Here is a 14,772-nt window from a genome sequence, read left to right on the forward strand (position 1 = left end):
GACCCCCGCCCCTGAGCTACCCCCGCCGCCCCTGAGCGCGCCCTCCCCGCTGCCGGTGTCAGTCCAGGACCGCGGTGGCCTCCATCTCGACCAGATGCTCCGGTACGTCCAGCGCCGCGACGCCGATCAGCGTGGCGGGCGGCGCCGCGGTGATGCCCAGCCGCTGGGCCGCGCGGGAGATGCCGTCCATGAGCCGGGGCATCTTGTCGGGGGTCCAGTCGACGACGTAGACGGTCAGCTTAGCCACGTCGTCGAAGGAGGCGCCGGCCCCGGCCAGAGCGGTGGCGACGTTCACGTAGCACTGCTCGACCTGGGCGGCGAGGTCGCCCTCGCCGACGGTGACGCCGTCGGCGTCCCAGGCGACCTGTCCGGCCATGAAGACGATCTTCGAACCGGACGCGACCGACACCTGCCGATAGGCGTCGATCTCCGGCAGTCCCGTGGGGTTCACCAGGGTGATGGCCATGCTGCCCGCCTTCTTCCTCGAACCAGGGCGCCCCTGGCTCCGGACCTGGGCGCTCGTGGTCACTTGTGGTTACCCGGGAACCGTAGGAGAGTATGTGCTGACGTGGAAGAACGCACTTTTCGGTGACTGGGGAACCAGATGGGAACCAAGCAGCTCAAGGGCTCGGTGGACGCAGCGGATGTGACGCGCGCGGACTCCTTGGCGCGGGAGATCTTCTCCGACATCGCCAACAAATGGGCGCTGCTGATCATCGAGTGCATCGGAGACCGCACCCTGCGCTTCAGCGAGCTGCGGGACGGGATCGAGGGCATCAGCCACAAGATGCTCACCCAGAACCTGCGCATGCTGGAGCGCAACGGCCTCGTCGACCGCACGGTGTACCCGACGGTGCCGGCCAAGGTCGAGTACACCCTCACCGAGCCGGGCCGGGCGCTGCGGGTGACGATCGACGGGATGTGCGACTGGACCCACGCATACCTGGGCCACATCGAGGAATCGCGGCGCCGCTTCAACGGCTGACGCGCGCCGAACGGCCCGGCGCGTACCGGGAGGCGATGCTTGTGCAGGTTTGTCCGGGCCGGACTTGAGAACTCCGCAAGATCACCACATCGAAGTAGCGAACAATCGATTCGTCAGGTGAACGGCGCGACAGTCGATCAACCTGGCCGAGCGGCGCGGGGATTCTGTTCCGGTATCCAACTGACCGGCGGACAAAGGCCTTTCCAGGCAACTCGTCCTCCACTGCCCAAGGAGTTCCCTTGCGTGTTCGTCGTATGGTGACCGGCGTTCTCGGTTCCGCCGCCCTCGTGCTCACGTCCCTCGGCACCCTGACCGCCCATGCGACCCCGGCGGCCGCAGACCCGTGCGGCTTCTACGAGACCGGCTCCGACGCCTACTACAACCACTGCACGTCCGACGGCTCAAGGGTGGTCATCAAGGTCGAAGTGGCCCTGGCGCCCGACTACGAGCGGTGTGTCGCGCCCGGCAGGACCTGGCTGGGCTCCGCCGACAAGATCCAGGGCGCCTACTACGTCGGCCGCACCTGCTGACAACCAGTCACTCCAGGGACGCCCGGACCTCTCCCGTGCCCAGTGCGACCACGACCCGGGGCCGCATGGGTTCGTCGCCGCGACGGGAGAGCAGGACGACTTCCTCGACCGCCGCCGACAGTGTGCCGAGCCGGACGGCACACTCGGCGGCCAGGGGTCCGGGATTCTGGGTGCGGCCGAGGGAGAGATGCGGGGTGAAGCGGCCGCCGCGTCCGTGGCAGAGCGGGAACCGCAGCAGCAGTTCGCGGCGCAGACGAGCCCATGGCGCCGGATCCGCAGCGGCCGGATCGAGCCACACCGTCGCATAGTGCCGGTGCCGGAAGTGCCGTACACCGCTCAGGCGGGCCGTGAACGCCGCGCTCTTCGCCGCCGCTGCGGCGAGTAGCGGTACGGCCCGCTCGAACTCCTCCTCCGGCACGAAGCCGAAAAGCAGATTCACGTGCGGCGGCCACCGTCGCACCTGCGGGTCGTGCTCCCAGCGGATGTCCTGAATGGCCGGCCAGAGCTCGCGCGGAGGCAGCCACGCCACCGCCGTCCGGGGCGTCGGCGCCACATCGAGCGCGTCCACCGGCTCGGCCCCGCCGAAGACCGGATCTCCGTCCACAGTGCCATGGTCCCAAATCGGGCACTGTGATCACCGAGTCGGGCTCTCCAGGGTGAGGGTGACGCCCCGGACGGCGGCGATGCGCGTCCGAGGGGACTCGGCCGGCGGCGTCAGCCGACAGGCGGGCGGCGGTCCACCCAAGGGTGCGTGAGCTCCAGAACGCCGGAGACCTGCAGCAGCAGGTCTTCGCGCCACGGTGCGGCGACGATCTGGATGCCCACGGGCAGGCCGGTGGCTTCGTCGTGGTGGAGGGGGAGTGAGATCGCCGGCTGGCCCGTCACGTTGAACACCGACGTGAACACCCCCATCGGGTAGCTGTTCCGCAGCGCCATCACGGGATTGTCCGCGGTCCCCGCCCGCCAGGCGCCGACCGGTGGGGGGAGGCAGGCCATCGTGGGAGTGACCAGGAGGTCGAAGCCCGCGACGAAGGCCTCGACAATGCGCCGCGACAAGTGCTGGGTCTTGCGCACACCTTCCGCGTAGGCCCACGAGTCGACCGACCGTGCCGCCTCGCGCAGGGCACGATTGTGGGGCTCGACTCCGTCCGGGTCCGCGAGCGCGATCCCGGCACCGCCGATGTTCCAGATGGTCGTGAACGCGGCGACCAACTCCTCGGCCGGGGGCAGCGCAAGGCGCGTGTCGACGACGGGATGGCCGGCCGAATCGAGTGCCCGGAGAGCGACGTCCACGGCTGCCGCGCACGCCGGGTCCACGGCTATGCCGTCGATCGGTGAGTCGGTGAGCGCACCGATCCGCAGCCCGGCCGGTGGGTCCGCCTCCAGGGCGGTGGCAAAAGACCTGTACGGGGTCGGCGGCGACCACCACGCACCCGGATCGTGGCGCGCGAGCACATCGAGCGCGGCCGCGGAGTCCGCCACCGAGCGGGTGAGCACGCCGCTGGTGGCGAGCCCCTCCACCTCGACCGTCGCGTTGGTGACCAGGCCACGGGTGGGTTTGAGGCCGACCAGGCCGTTGCACGACGCGGGGATGCGGATGGAACCCCCACCGTCCTCGGCATGGGCGATGGGCGCCATCCCGGCAGCGACGGCGACACCCGCTCCGCTCGACGACCCGCCCGGCGTGCGCTCCGGGTCCCACGGGTTGCGCGAGATGCCCAGGGCCTCGCTCTCGGTGAAGGGCAGTGTGCCGAACTCGGAGGTGGTGGTCTTGCCCAGCAGGACGAAGCCCGCGTCGACCAACCGCTGCACGACCGGGTCCGACGCCACGGCCGGCGCCGTCCCGGCACCCGCGGAGCCGTACGTCGTCGGCCACCCGGCCACGTCGACGAGATCCTTGACGGGCAGCGGGACGCCGTGGAAGGGCGGCAGTTCGTCGGGCGACCCGGCCCGCACCACCGCGTCGGCCGCGGCGGACGCGGCTTTGCGTACGTCGTCGTCGGCCCGGTGGCAGAAGGCGTTCAGCCGGGGGTCGAGCTCGTCCATGCGCTCGAGACAGCGGTCGGCCACTTCGACCGGGCTGACCTCCTTGCGACGTATGGCCGCGGCGAGTTCGACAGCCGGTGTGAACAGGTCGATGGGCGACTGCATGACGTGTGGTCCTTCCCGTTCGGGCACTTGCGGACGTCACCAGCGTCGTTCTCCCGCCATCGGCTCGTCTTGGACGAATGTCGCGTAGCCTGGCGACATGGGAACCGCCCGGCCGGCTCATGACGCAGCGACGGTCTGGGACATCGCCACCCCGGCGTCGCCCGGCCGGCTGCCGGGAGTCAGCATGGCCGGATTCCGCGCTCGCACCACGGACCTCGTCGACCTGAGCGTGGTCCCGTTCTCGGCGGTCACGGTGGCCGTCAACCTCGGCGAGGGGCCCCTCGTCGTCGAAGACAGCAGCGGTCGGCCGCAGGACGGCGGTGTCGTCGTCGGGCTCGCGCCGAGCGGCCTGCGAGGCCACGGCCGTGACATCGAGTGTCTCCAGGTGCGGCTGTCGCCGGTCGTCGCGCACGCGGTACTGGGCGCTTCCTCGGAGTTGGGCGGCACAGTGGTCTCCCTCGACGACCTCTGGGGCCGCGAGGCCGAGCGCACCCGGGAACGGCTGCGCGCTGCCCGGGCCTGGGACGAGCGGTTCGCCATCGCGCAGGCCGCACTCGCCCGACGCCACGAGGCAGGCCGGGCGGTCGATCGGGAAGTCGCCTTCGTCTGGAAGTGCATGGTCGGGAACCGGGGCGGGGTCAGGGTCGAGCGGCTGGCGGCCGAGGTCGGATGGAGCCGTAAGCGACTGTGGTCCCGCTTCCGGTCCCAGATCGGCCTCAACCCCAAGCGGGCGGCGCGACTCGTCCGCTTCGACCACGCGGCACACCGTCTCGCCGCGGGGCACAGTCCCACCGTGGTGGCGGCGGAGCTGGGCTACGCCGACCAGTCGCACCTCCATCGGGACGTCAGGGCCTTCGCCGGGGTGACGCCGACGGCGGTCTCGGCCGCGCCCTGGCTCGCGGTCGACGACGTCGCGTGGGCCGCTCCCGAATACCTGTCCGCGGAGCGGTGACAGGCCGGCGGTGCCGGGCACCGCCCGCTGTTCCGGCTCGGTGTCGCCCTGGTCTCCGCTCCGGCCGTGCCGCCCTCACGGCAGCAGGCGTTGCTCCTTCGCGACCGCCACGGCACCCGCGCGGGTGTCGACGCCGAGTTTGTCGTAGATGCGGCGCAGATGGGTCTTGACGGTGGCCTCGCTGATGTAGAGGGCGCGGGCGATGTCGCGGTTGCCGATGCCACGGGCGAGCTGGGCGAGGATGTCGCGCTCGCGGTCGGTGAGGGCGGGGCGGGGCCGGCGCAGGTTGGCCATGACGCGGCCGGCGACCGGCGCGGACAGGGCGGGACGCCCCTGGGCGGCGGCGTGGATCGCGGCGAAGAGCTCGTCGGCGCGCTCGGCCTTGAGCAGATAGCCGGTCGCACCGGCCTCGACGGCGCGGGTGATGTCGGCATCGGTGTCGTACGTGGTCAGGACCAGGACGTGGGCGCGGGCGCCGGGGAGGGAGGTGAGGCGGCGGGTTGCCTCCACACCGTCGATGCCCTCGCCCAGTTGCAGATCCATCAGCACCACGTCCGGGCTGAGTTTCGCGGCCAGCGCGAGCGCCTCCTCGCCGCTGCCGGCCTCGCCGACCACGTCGATGTCCGGGGCGCTGTCCAGCAGGGCCAGCAGCCCGGCCCGTACGACGGCGTGGTCGTCGCAGACCAGGATGCGCACGGGAGCGCGGTCGGGGGTCATCGGGGCGCCTCCAGGGGGACGGCGGCGGACAGGACGGTGCCCTCGCCGGGCGTGGAGTCGACGGTCAGGGTCCCGCCGAGCGCGCGCAGCCGGGCCCGCATGGCGGGCAGCCCGTGACCGCGTTCCGCGCCGGGGGAGTCGGGCAGGCCGGCGACGTCGAAGCCATGGCCGTCGTCGGAGACGTCCAGGACGACCTCGTCGTCGAGGAGGGTGAGCGTGAGCACGGCGTGGGTGGCGGCCGCGTGCTCGCGGACGTTGGCCAGGGCGCCCTGGGCGATGCGCAGCAGGGCGGACTGGACTCGGTCGGGCAACTGGGGGAGGCGGCTGTCGTCGTCGATGTGGACGCGTACGGCGAACTCCGCCCCGGACTCCCGCGCGGCCAGGGCACGCAGCGCCTGGTCGAGGCCGGCGCCCCGGGCGAGGTCGGCGGGAGCCAGGTCGTGCACGAAGCGCCGGGCCTCGGCGAGATTGTGGGCGGCGACGGACGCGGCGGTGCGGACATGGGCGCGGGCCTTGTCCGGTTCGGTGTCCCAGACCCGGTCGGCCGCCTGCAGCAGCATCCGCTGGCTGGACAGGCCCTGGGCGAGCGTGTCGTGGATCTCCATGGAGAGCCGCTGGCGTTCGGCGAGGGTGCCCTCGCGGCGTTCCGAGGCGGCGAGTTCGTGGCGGGTGCGGATCAGGTCGTCGATCAGGACGCGCTGGCGCGCGGTGTGCCGTTCCATCTGCAGGAACACGGCGGTGGCCAGGGCGGCGACGGCGGGCGGCGCGAGGACCAGGTTCGGGTCGAAGCGGCCCGCGAGCTCCAGCTGCGCGGCGACGACGAAGGCCGTCAGGACCACCACGAGAACGAGGGCCGCGCGGGCCGGCAGCGTACGCAGGCCGGTGTAGAAGAGGGGCACCGCGCACCAGGCAAAGCTGGGCGCGAGCACGACGAGGACCATCCACACCACGACGACCAGCGCCAGCCAGGCCGAGTGCCGCCGGGTGGGCCGGGCACCCGCGTCGCCGGTCCGGGGCCCCAGCAACTGCAGGACGGCCAGCACGACGCACAGCGCGATGATCCACGGGGTGCGGGGTTCGCCGGGATGGCGCAGCACGAATCGGGCGAGCGCGCCGCCGAGCAGCAGGAAGAACGCCGCGTGCATCACGACGCCGAGCCACCGGGTGTCCACGGTGCCCGGTGCGTACGACCGGTTCCCCATCCGGGGCCGCCTCCTTCCCGTTCGTAGGCGCTGAACTGGGCAAACACCTCCATTGTGACCCGGTGCGAGGGCAGGCGGGTCAACCGATCGGATGACCCCGGTGTCGTCCGTCGTGTCCGCCGGGGCGAGCCGGAGCGCCGACCGTCCGGGCCCTGTGCCGGGTCGAGGGTGGAGAGCGGACGAAGCGGGGCGGCAACCGGGCCGCCCGCCCATCGAAGGAGTCGACCGACCCATGAACCCCGTGCACAAGAAGAAGTTCTCCCGCCGCGCTCGCGTCGCCACCGGCGGTGCCGTGCTCGCCGTCGTCGCCCTGGCGGGCTTCGGCGCGGTGTCCGCGAACGCCTCGGCGCCCGCCGCGAACCCGGCCGCCGCCGCGGCCGCCTCCGCGCGGGCCACCACGACCTCCACCCACCTCACGATCGACGCCGCCACCAAGGCCGCGCAGGCCGCGCTCGACGCCGCCGAGAAGGAGAACCAGCGCGTCACGGTCGCCGTCGTCGACCGCAATGGCAACACCATCGTGACGCTGCGCGGCGACGGCGCCGGCCCGCAGTCCTACGAGTCCGCCGAGCGCAAGGCGTTCACCGCGGTCTCCTGGAACGCCCCCACCTCCCAGCTCGCCGAGCGCCTCCAGCAGGCCCCGAACCTGAAGGACATCCCCGGCACCCTGTTCCTCGCGGGCGCCGTCCCCGTCACCGCCGGCAACGCCCCGATCGCCGGCATCGGCGTCGCGGGCGCTCCGTCCGGCGCACTGGACGAGAAGTTCGCCCAGGCGGGAGCCGACGCGGTGGCTCGCTAGCCGTCCGGAACGCGCACGGGAGTCTCGTATCGCCCGTGCCGTAGGGCAGGATGCGCCCAGGAGACCGTCGGTACTCTCGCAGCACGCGGGACGAGCGGTCCGGGCGCGGAACCGGCTGGTCGCGATCGAGCAGCGGGGCTGTGAGGGGGGAAGCGGCATGGACCCTTCGGTGGTGGCGGCCGTGGTCGGTGCCGGTGCGGCCCTGTCGGGTGCGTTCGTCGCTTCCCTGGCGGGCCGCCGGACAGCGCGGCTCCGTCACGGGCAGCCGCTCGACGAGCCGTCCCGCAGCGAGCTGCGGCGGTCGTTCTCACGACTGCTGCGGGAGGACCTGATCGTCCAGTTCCGACCCGAAGTCTCAGCCGTGCGAGACCCCTTGCTGGCGTCGACCGACGCGAGCGTGCCGCGAGGACGGCGGCGCCGCTGATGCGCCACACCGGCTTCGGCGACCTTCCGGCGCATCGGCAGCCCCTCGCCCGACCGCGAGCGAGTCTCCGCAAAGGACGGCGTGCGGGCCGGGAATTGGCGCCCCGGCCCGCAGGTTGTCGTACGGCATGAAGATCGATGAGCAGATCACCGACGTCCTGCACTACACCGCCTTCTCGTCCCACCCGGACGGCGGCAATCCGGCGGGCGTGGTGCTGGACGCCTCCGGGCTCGACGACGCCGCGATGCTGGCGATCGCCGCCGAGCTGGGATACAGCGAGTCCGCGTTCCTGACGGGGCCGCCCGAGGAGTTGGCCGGGGAAACCGGTCGGGCCTACACCGTTCGGTACTTCAGTCCTCGCGCCGAGGTGCCCTTCTGCGGCCACGCCACCATCGCCACCGCCGTGGCCCTGGCCGAGCGGATCGGGCCGGGGGATCTGGTCTTCGCCACCCGCGCGGGCACGGTGCCGGTGACCGTCACGCGCGGCGCCGACGGCACCCTCCGGGCGACCCTGACGAGCGTGGAACCCCGGATCGAGGAGATCGCCCGGGAGGAACTGGCCGAGGCCCTGGCGGCGTTGGGCTGGCCGGCGGCCGACCTCGACCCGAGGCTGCCACCCCGCATCGCCTTCGCCGGCGCCCGCCATCTGGTGCTGGGCGCCGGAAGCCGGGAACGGCTGGCGGATCTCTCGTACGACTTCGAGCGGCTCGCCGCCCTGATGCGCAAGCTGGACCTGACGACCGTGCAGTTGGTGTGGCGCGCCGCGGACACCGTCTTCCACGTCCGCGACCCCTTCCCGATCGGCGGAGTCGTGGAGGATCCGGCAACCGGGGCCGCGGCCGCCGCCTTCGGCGCGTACGCCCGTGAACTCGCCCTGGTGCCCGCGGAGTCGGAGCTCACCCTGCACCAGGGCGAGGACATGGGCAGGCCCGGCGTACTCACCGTGACCCTGCACGCGGGCGACCCGAAGGTCCGGGTCAGCGGCACGGGCGCTCGCATTCCCCGGTAAGGCGGGGACGCGCGGCGGGCGCTGAACATCCCCTGCCCGAGTACCTGACGTCGTCAGGTGGGGCGCCCCCTGTTGCAGACCGGGCGCGTGGGCGCCGACGCCCGGGGCCGCTGCGGCGGCCTCCGGCGCCGGCCCCTCGGCTCACAGCCCGTCGCGCACCATCGCGGCGATGATCCGGACATGGCGGTCGGCCGCCGTGTTCGAGAACTCGTTGTCGTAGTTCAGGCCGTACGGCCAGAAGTGGCCGCCGCCGGTGGAGATCTTGGCGCCGGAACCGTCGAACTGCCGGACCAACGCCGTGGCCTGCGCACCCGTCCAGGTGCCGCTGCCGCCGAGGCGGGACCAGCCGGAGCTCGTCCCCACGCCGATGGTGTGCGCGATCTCGTGCAACGCGGTCCGCTCGGTCATGTAGCCGCGGTTGCCGAAGCGGATGGTGCCGTTGATGTTGCCGTCGGCGGTGGGCACGCCGGGGTCGTAGCGGACGGTGATGGTCTTGCCCAGGTCGCTGAGGTTGTTGTAGCGGGCCACCGCGGCGTTCATGGCCCTGGTGATGAGGTCGTAGGCCGTGAGTTGGTCCTGGGTGGGGTTGGCGGCCCGTTCGAGGGTCCAGGTGATGGTGGCGGCGGCCGTCACCTGATCCCGCGACGCGGATGCAGGTGCCGATGCCGCTGCGGTCTGCGGGCCGGCGTGCGCGATGCCCGGGCCTGCGAGCAGGGTGGCAGCGAGGGCGGCCACGACCGCCTTGTTGCGCCAGGGTATGCGCGTGCACGCAGGGGGCATCGCGATTCGACGTGAACTCATCGGGGCTCCTCCTGTGGGGGGTTGGCCGTCGCGTGGGGTGACGGTGGGTCGGCGCCAGACGGAGGGAAAGCGCTTTCCAAGTGGCCCGGATGGTAATGACATGTTTTGAACATGTCAACGAATGTGGCGTCCGGGCCAACACAGGCGGGCCCGGCGCCGGTTGGGTCACCGCGCGCTCAGGCCGGCCCCGAACTCCCCAACGCCCCCAGAATCCGCTCGGCCGCCAGCGTCGGCGTCAACGCCCCGTCCCTGACCTGCTGTTCGAGTACCGGCGCGAGCGCCCGCACCGCCGGATCGGCCTGCAGTCGGCCCAGGAGTTCGTCGCGGACCATGCTCCACGTCCAGTCGACCTGCTGGTCACGGCGTTTGGCGGCGAGGCGCCCGGTCGAGTCCAGCAGGGTGCGGTGCTGTTCTAGGCGCTCCCAGACGGTGTCCAGGCCGGTCGATTCACGGGCGCTGCAGCTGAGCACCGGCGGTGTCCAGACGGCGTCCTTGCCGTGCATCAGCCTCAGCGCGCCCGCCAACTCCCGTGCCGCAGCGCGGGCGTCGCGTTCGTGCGGGCCGTCCGCCTTGTTGACGGCGAGCACGTCGGCCAGTTCCAGGACGCCCTTCTTGATGCCCTGCAGCTGATCGCCGGTGCGGGCCAGGGTGAGCAGCAGAAAGGAATCGACCATGTTCGCGACCGCGGTCTCGGACTGTCCGACACCGACCGTCTCCACCAGGATCACGTCGTAGCCGGCCGCCTCCATCACCACGATCGACTCGCGGGTCGCCTTCGCGACTCCGCCCAGCGTGCCCGCGGTGGGGGAGGGGCGGACGAAGGCCGCCGGGTCCACGGCCAGGCGCTCCATCCGCGTCTTGTCGCCGAGGATCGAGCCTCCGGTACGGCTGGAGGACGGGTCCACGGCGAGCACGGCGACCCGGTGCCCGAGCCCCGTCAGCATCGAGCCGAACGCGTCGATGAACGTCGACTTGCCCACGCCCGGCACCCCGCTGACACCGATCCGCCGCGCCCGGCCGCTGTGCGGGAGCAGCTCGGTCAGCAACTCCTGTGCCAGCGCCCGGTGTTGAGGGCGGGTGGACTCGACGAGTGTGATGGCGCGCGCGATGATCGCCCGCTTCCCGTCGAGTACGCCCTTCACATACGCGTCGACATCGATCACAGCTCGTGCCCGAGGTCGGCCGCCAGCCGCTTGACCAGGTCGTACGCGGCGTCCGGGATCACCGTGCCCGGAGGGAAGACGGCCGCCGCGCCCATTTCCAGCAGCGTGGGCACGTCCTGCGGCGGGATCACTCCGCCGACCACGATCATGATGTCCTCGCGCCCCTCCTCGGCCAGCGCCTCCTTGAGCGCCGGTACGAGGGTGAGGTGCCCGGCGGCCAGCGACGACACCCCGACGATGTGCACGTCCGCCTCGACGGCCTGACGGGCCACCTCGCCCGGCGTCTGGAACAGCGGGCCGACGTCGACGTCGAAGCCGAGGTCGGCGAAGGCGGTGGCGATCACCTTCTGACCGCGGTCGTGGCCGTCCTGGCCCATCTTGGCGACCAGGATGCGCGGGCGGCGGCCCTCGGCCTCCTCGAAGTCGGACACCAGGGCGCGGGTGCGGTCCACGTTCGGGGACTCGCCTGCTTCGTTGCGGTACACGCCGGAGATCGTACGGATCTGGCTCGCGTGCCGGCCGTACACCTTCTCCAGGGCGTCGGAGATCTCCCCGACGGTCGCCTTGGCGCGGGCCGCGTTCACCGCCAGCTCCAGCAGGTTGCCCTCGCCGCCGGCGGCCCGGGTCAGCGCGTCCAGCGAGTCCTGGCACGCCTGCTCGTCCCGCTCCGCGCGCAGCCGCCGCAGCTTCTCGATCTGCTGGGCGCGCACGGAGGAGTTGTCGACCTTGAGGACCTCGATGGCCTCGTCGTTCTCGACGCGGTACTTGTTCACGCCGATCACCGGCTGGCGCCCGGAGTCGATCCGGGCCTGGGTGCGGGCCGCGGCCTCCTCGATGCGCAGCTTGGGGATACCGGCGTCGATCGCCTTCGCCATGCCGCCCGCCGCCTCGACCTCCTGGATGTGCTGCCAGGCCCGGCGCGCGAGGTCGTACGTCAGCTTCTCCACGTAGGCGCTGCCGCCCCACGGGTCGATGACCCGGGTGGTGCCGGACTCCTGCTGGATCAGCAGCTGGGTGTTGCGGGCGATGCGGGCCGAGAAGTCGGTGGGCAGCGCGAGCGCCTCGTCGAGGGCGTTCGTGTGCAGCGACTGCGTGTGGCCCTGGGTCGCCGCCATCGCCTCGACGCAGGTGCGCGTGACGTTGTTGAACACGTCCTGCGCGGTCAGCGACCAGCCCGAGGTCTGCGAATGCGTGCGCAGGGAGAGGGACTTGGTGTTCTTCGGGTCGAACTGCTTGACCAGCTTGGCCCACAGCAGGCGGGCCGCCCGGAGCTTGGCGATCTCCATGAAGAAGTTCATGCCGATCGCCCAGAAGAACGACAGCCGGGGCGCGAACGCGTCCACGTCCAGGCCCGCCTCACGGCCCGCCCGGATGTACTCCACGCCGTCCGCGAGGGTGTACGCCAGCTCCAGGTCGGCCGTCGCGCCGGCCTCCTGGATGTGGTAGCCGGAGATGGAGATGGAGTTGTAGCGGGGCATCCGCTGCGAGGTGAAGGCGAAGATGTCGGAGATGATCCGCATCGACGGCTTCGGCGGATAGATGTAGGTGTTGCGGACCATGAACTCCTTGAGGATGTCGTTCTGGATGGTCCCGGCCAACTTCTCGGGCGGCACGCCCTGTTCCTCGGCGGCGACGATGTACAGCGCCAGCACCGGCAGCACGGCGCCGTTCATCGTCATCGACACGGTCATCTTGTCCAGCGGAATGCCGTCGAACAGCTGCCGCATGTCGTAGATCGAGTCGATCGCCACGCCCGCCATGCCGACGTCACCCGTCACGCGCGGGTGGTCGCTGTCGTAGCCGCGGTGCGTGGGCAGGTCGAAGGCGACCGACAGGCCCTTCTGGCCGGCGGCGAGGTTGCGCCGGTAGAAGGCGTTGGACTCCTCGGCCGTGGAGAAACCCGCGTACTGACGGATCGTCCACGGCTGGTTGACGTACATCGTGGGGTACGGGCCCCGAAGATACGGCGCGGCGCCCGGGTAGGTGCCCAGGAAGTCCAGGCCCTCCAGGTCCTGCCCGGTGTACAGCGGCTTGACCGGGATGCCCTCCGGGGTCTCCCACAGCAGGTCGTCGCCGCCGGCCGCCCTCTTGACGGCCGTACGCCACTCGTCGGCGCCGCCGCCGGCAGCGGGCGTCCCCAGTTCGATCCCGGAGAAGTCGGGGACGGAGGGGCCAGAGCGGGCGGTCATCAGGACACTCCCATGCGGTCAAGGGTGGCGGACAGGACGGCGACGGCGTCGCAGCCCGCGAAGACATACGCGTCGACGCCGGGGTACTCCCCGGGACGGCCCGCCAGGAACACGTGCGAGGCACCGGCGGCCTTCAGCTCGGCGGCCACGGTCGCCGCCTGCTCCTCGTACAGGGCGTCACTGGAGCACAGGCAGACCTCCGTGGCGCCGCTGTCCTCGAACGTGCCCTCGGTGACGGGCTCGATGCCGCCCGCCTGGAACAGGTTCGAGGCGAAGGTGAGGCGGGCGGTGTGGGCGGCCGCCGGGCCCAGGGCGGCCAGGAAGATCCGCGGGCGGGAGCCCGTCGCGGCGAGGTGGGCGTCGGAGCGGGCGCGCAGCTCCTCGTACGCCTCGTCGCGCCGCACGCGGGGCAGACCGCCGGACGGGGGCTCGGGCGCGGGCTGCCGCTCCACGGGCTTCTCCGCCAGGTGCGGGAACTCGCTGACGCCGGTGACGGGTTCGCGCCGCTTGGCCAGCTTGCCGCTGCGGACCTGCCAGGTGTCGGCGAGGTCCTGCCCGAGCCGCCCGGAGCGAAGGACGGCCGCGAGGCCACCGTTCCCCTCGACGCGCTGGAAGAACTCCCAGCCCGCGTGGGCGAGTTCGTCGGTGAGGCGCTCCACGTACCAGGAGCCGCCCGCCGGGTCGATGACCCGGGCCAGATGCGACTCCTCGATGAGGATCGTCGAGGTGTTGCGGGCGATACGCCGCGCGAAGGCGTCCGGCAGACCGAGGGCGTGGTCGAAGGGCAGCACGGTGACGGACTCGGCGCCGCCGGCCCCGGCGGCCAGCGTGGCGATCGTCGTGCGCAGCATGTTCACCCACGGGTCGCGGCGCGTCATCATCACGGGCGAGGTCACGGCGTGCTGGCGCTGCGCCCCCGCCTGCGGGGCCCCGCAGACCTCGGCGACCCGCGCCCACAGCCGGCGCGCGGCCCGCAGCTTGGCGATGGTCAGGAACTGGTCGGCGGTCGCCGAGTACCGGAACTCCAGCTGAGCGCAGGCCTGTTCGACGCTCAGCCCGGCCTCGGTGAGCTCCCGCAGATACGCCACGCCGGTCGCCAGCGAGCAGCCCAGCTCCTGCGCGGCGGAGCCGCCGGCCTCGTGGTACGGCAGCGCGTCCACCGTCAGCGCGCGCAGCCCCGGGTACTCCTCGGCGCACAGCCGCGCGAGAGCGGCCGCCGCCCGGAAGTCGTACGACTGCCCCGTACGGGCCTCGTGGCCGAGCGGATCGGCGCCCAGGTTGCCGCGCGCCACGTCCTTGGCGACGCCCCGCTCCTCGTACAGCCGCAGCAACTCACGTGCGGCCGGCTCCACTTCGCGTCCTGCGTCGAGGACGACGGGGGCGAGATCGAGGTACACACCGTCCAGGACCCCGCCGAGGGACGACACCGGGATGCCGCCCTCGCCGACGACCAGCCACAGCGACGTGACGCCGTTCTCCAGGTCCGCCAGGACCGTGGTGCCGTCGGCCGTCGTGTGCCGCTGGCGTACGTCCCAGCCGCCGACCGTGTTCCCCTCTGCGCGGCTGCCGCGCACGAAGGGAGCGAACCCGGGCAGGCCGGAGTCGGGCGCGGCGTCGTGCGCGGTGTACAGAGGCCGGGTGCGCAGCCCGTCCTCCAGCGCGGTGGACAGGGCTTCCTCGGCCTGAGCGCCCTCGACGTCCTTGCCCGACTTGCGCAGCACACCCGCGATGAGGCGCTGCCACTGCTCGTGGGACACGTCAGGGAACTCGGCGGCCAGCTCAAGCCCGTCGTCAGGCAGGACCGTCATGCTCGGATGCTAGGCCAGAGGCCCAAAGGAGCAGCAGGGGGC

General features: G+C 72.1%; 15 protein-coding genes. 6 read left to right on the plus strand and 9 right to left on the minus strand.

What is annotated here, in order from left to right; all coding sequences use genetic code 11:
• Positions 1-58: 58 nt before the first annotated feature.
• On the minus strand, positions 59-466 hold the full coding sequence (locus ACIBAG_RS14170; RefSeq protein ID WP_399104644.1) for a RidA family protein: 408 nt from the start codon (positions 464-466) through the stop codon (positions 59-61).
• A 138-nt stretch (positions 467-604) separates the two neighbouring features.
• Here ACIBAG_RS14170 and ACIBAG_RS14175 point away from each other — a divergent pair, with 138 nt between their 5' ends.
• A complete protein-coding gene (locus ACIBAG_RS14175; RefSeq protein ID WP_399104646.1) occupies positions 605-985 on the plus strand; it encodes a winged helix-turn-helix transcriptional regulator in 381 nt (126 codons plus the stop codon).
• A gap of 257 nt (positions 986-1,242) precedes the next feature.
• Complete coding sequence (locus ACIBAG_RS14180; RefSeq protein WP_399105418.1) at positions 1,243-1,515, plus strand: DUF6355 family natural product biosynthesis protein; 273 nt, start codon at positions 1,243-1,245, stop codon at positions 1,513-1,515.
• A 7-nt stretch (positions 1,516-1,522) separates the two neighbouring features.
• On the opposite strand, the gene ACIBAG_RS14185 is transcribed toward ACIBAG_RS14180, so the two are convergent.
• Together ACIBAG_RS14185 and ACIBAG_RS14190 are read right to left on the minus strand one after the other, a co-directional pair.
• Positions 1,523-2,119 carry a 2'-5' RNA ligase family protein gene (locus ACIBAG_RS14185; protein ID WP_399104648.1) on the minus strand — a complete coding sequence of 199 codons (597 nt, stop codon included), beginning with the start codon at positions 2,117-2,119 and terminating at the stop codon, positions 1,523-1,525.
• 110 nt (positions 2,120-2,229) lie between these two features.
• A complete protein-coding gene (locus ACIBAG_RS14190; RefSeq protein WP_399104650.1) occupies positions 2,230-3,666 on the minus strand; it encodes an amidase in 1,437 nt (478 codons plus the stop codon).
• A gap of 97 nt (positions 3,667-3,763) precedes the next feature.
• Here ACIBAG_RS14190 and ACIBAG_RS14195 point away from each other — a divergent pair, with 97 nt between their 5' ends.
• A complete protein-coding gene (locus ACIBAG_RS14195) occupies positions 3,764-4,618 on the plus strand; it encodes a helix-turn-helix domain-containing protein (RefSeq protein WP_399104652.1) in 855 nt (284 codons plus the stop codon).
• Positions 4,619-4,693: 75 nt separating this feature from the next.
• Here the strand turns inward: ACIBAG_RS14195 and ACIBAG_RS14200 are convergent, their stop codons facing one another.
• Both ACIBAG_RS14200 and ACIBAG_RS14205 read right to left on the minus strand, forming a co-directional pair.
• Positions 4,694-5,335: a response regulator gene (locus ACIBAG_RS14200; RefSeq protein ID WP_399104654.1), complete on the minus strand. Its 642-nt coding sequence runs from the start codon at positions 5,333-5,335 to the stop codon at positions 4,694-4,696.
• Positions 5,332-6,537: a sensor histidine kinase gene (locus ACIBAG_RS14205; RefSeq protein ID WP_399104656.1), complete on the minus strand. Its 1,206-nt coding sequence runs from the start codon at positions 6,535-6,537 to the stop codon at positions 5,332-5,334. The genes ACIBAG_RS14200 and ACIBAG_RS14205 overlap by 4 nt, the downstream gene beginning before the upstream one ends.
• A 232-nt stretch (positions 6,538-6,769) precedes the next feature.
• On the opposite strand from ACIBAG_RS14205, the gene ACIBAG_RS14210 reads away from it, so the two are divergent.
• From ACIBAG_RS14210 to ACIBAG_RS14220, 3 genes are all read left to right on the plus strand, one after another.
• Positions 6,770-7,336, plus strand: a complete 567-nt coding sequence (locus tag ACIBAG_RS14210; protein WP_399104658.1) for a heme-binding protein — start codon at positions 6,770-6,772, stop codon at positions 7,334-7,336.
• Between the two features lie 157 nt (positions 7,337-7,493).
• Complete coding sequence (locus tag ACIBAG_RS14215; RefSeq protein WP_399104660.1) at positions 7,494-7,760, plus strand: hypothetical protein; 267 nt, start codon at positions 7,494-7,496, stop codon at positions 7,758-7,760.
• A 127-nt stretch (positions 7,761-7,887) separates the two neighbouring features.
• Positions 7,888-8,769 carry a PhzF family phenazine biosynthesis protein gene (locus ACIBAG_RS14220; RefSeq protein WP_399104662.1) on the plus strand — a complete coding sequence of 294 codons (882 nt, stop codon included), beginning with the start codon at positions 7,888-7,890 and terminating at the stop codon, positions 8,767-8,769.
• Positions 8,770-8,910: 141 nt separating this feature from the next.
• On the opposite strand, the gene ACIBAG_RS14225 is transcribed toward ACIBAG_RS14220, so the two are convergent.
• From ACIBAG_RS14225 to ACIBAG_RS14240, 4 genes are all read right to left on the minus strand, one after another.
• On the minus strand, positions 8,911-9,549 hold the full coding sequence (locus ACIBAG_RS14225) for a hypothetical protein (protein ID WP_399105420.1): 639 nt from the start codon (positions 9,547-9,549) through the stop codon (positions 8,911-8,913).
• A gap of 197 nt (positions 9,550-9,746) precedes the next feature.
• Positions 9,747-10,733 carry a methylmalonyl Co-A mutase-associated GTPase MeaB gene (meaB, locus tag ACIBAG_RS14230; protein WP_399104664.1) on the minus strand — a complete coding sequence of 329 codons (987 nt, stop codon included), beginning with the start codon at positions 10,731-10,733 and terminating at the stop codon, positions 9,747-9,749.
• The gene (scpA, locus tag ACIBAG_RS14235; RefSeq protein ID WP_399104666.1) at positions 10,730-12,922 is read right to left on the minus strand and encodes a methylmalonyl-CoA mutase; all 2,193 of its coding nucleotides are present in this window, start codon (positions 12,920-12,922) and stop codon (positions 10,730-10,732) included. The genes meaB and scpA overlap by 4 nt, the downstream gene beginning before the upstream one ends.
• Positions 12,922-14,730 carry a methylmalonyl-CoA mutase family protein gene (locus tag ACIBAG_RS14240; RefSeq protein WP_399104668.1) on the minus strand — a complete coding sequence of 603 codons (1,809 nt, stop codon included), beginning with the start codon at positions 14,728-14,730 and terminating at the stop codon, positions 12,922-12,924. Before ACIBAG_RS14240 ends, scpA begins: the two co-directional genes overlap by 1 nt.
• Positions 14,731-14,772 lie beyond the last annotated feature (42 nt).

The sequence above is a fragment of the Streptomyces sp. NPDC051243 genome (assembly GCF_044455405.1).
GTDB lineage: Bacteria > Actinomycetota > Actinomycetes > Streptomycetales > Streptomycetaceae > Streptomyces.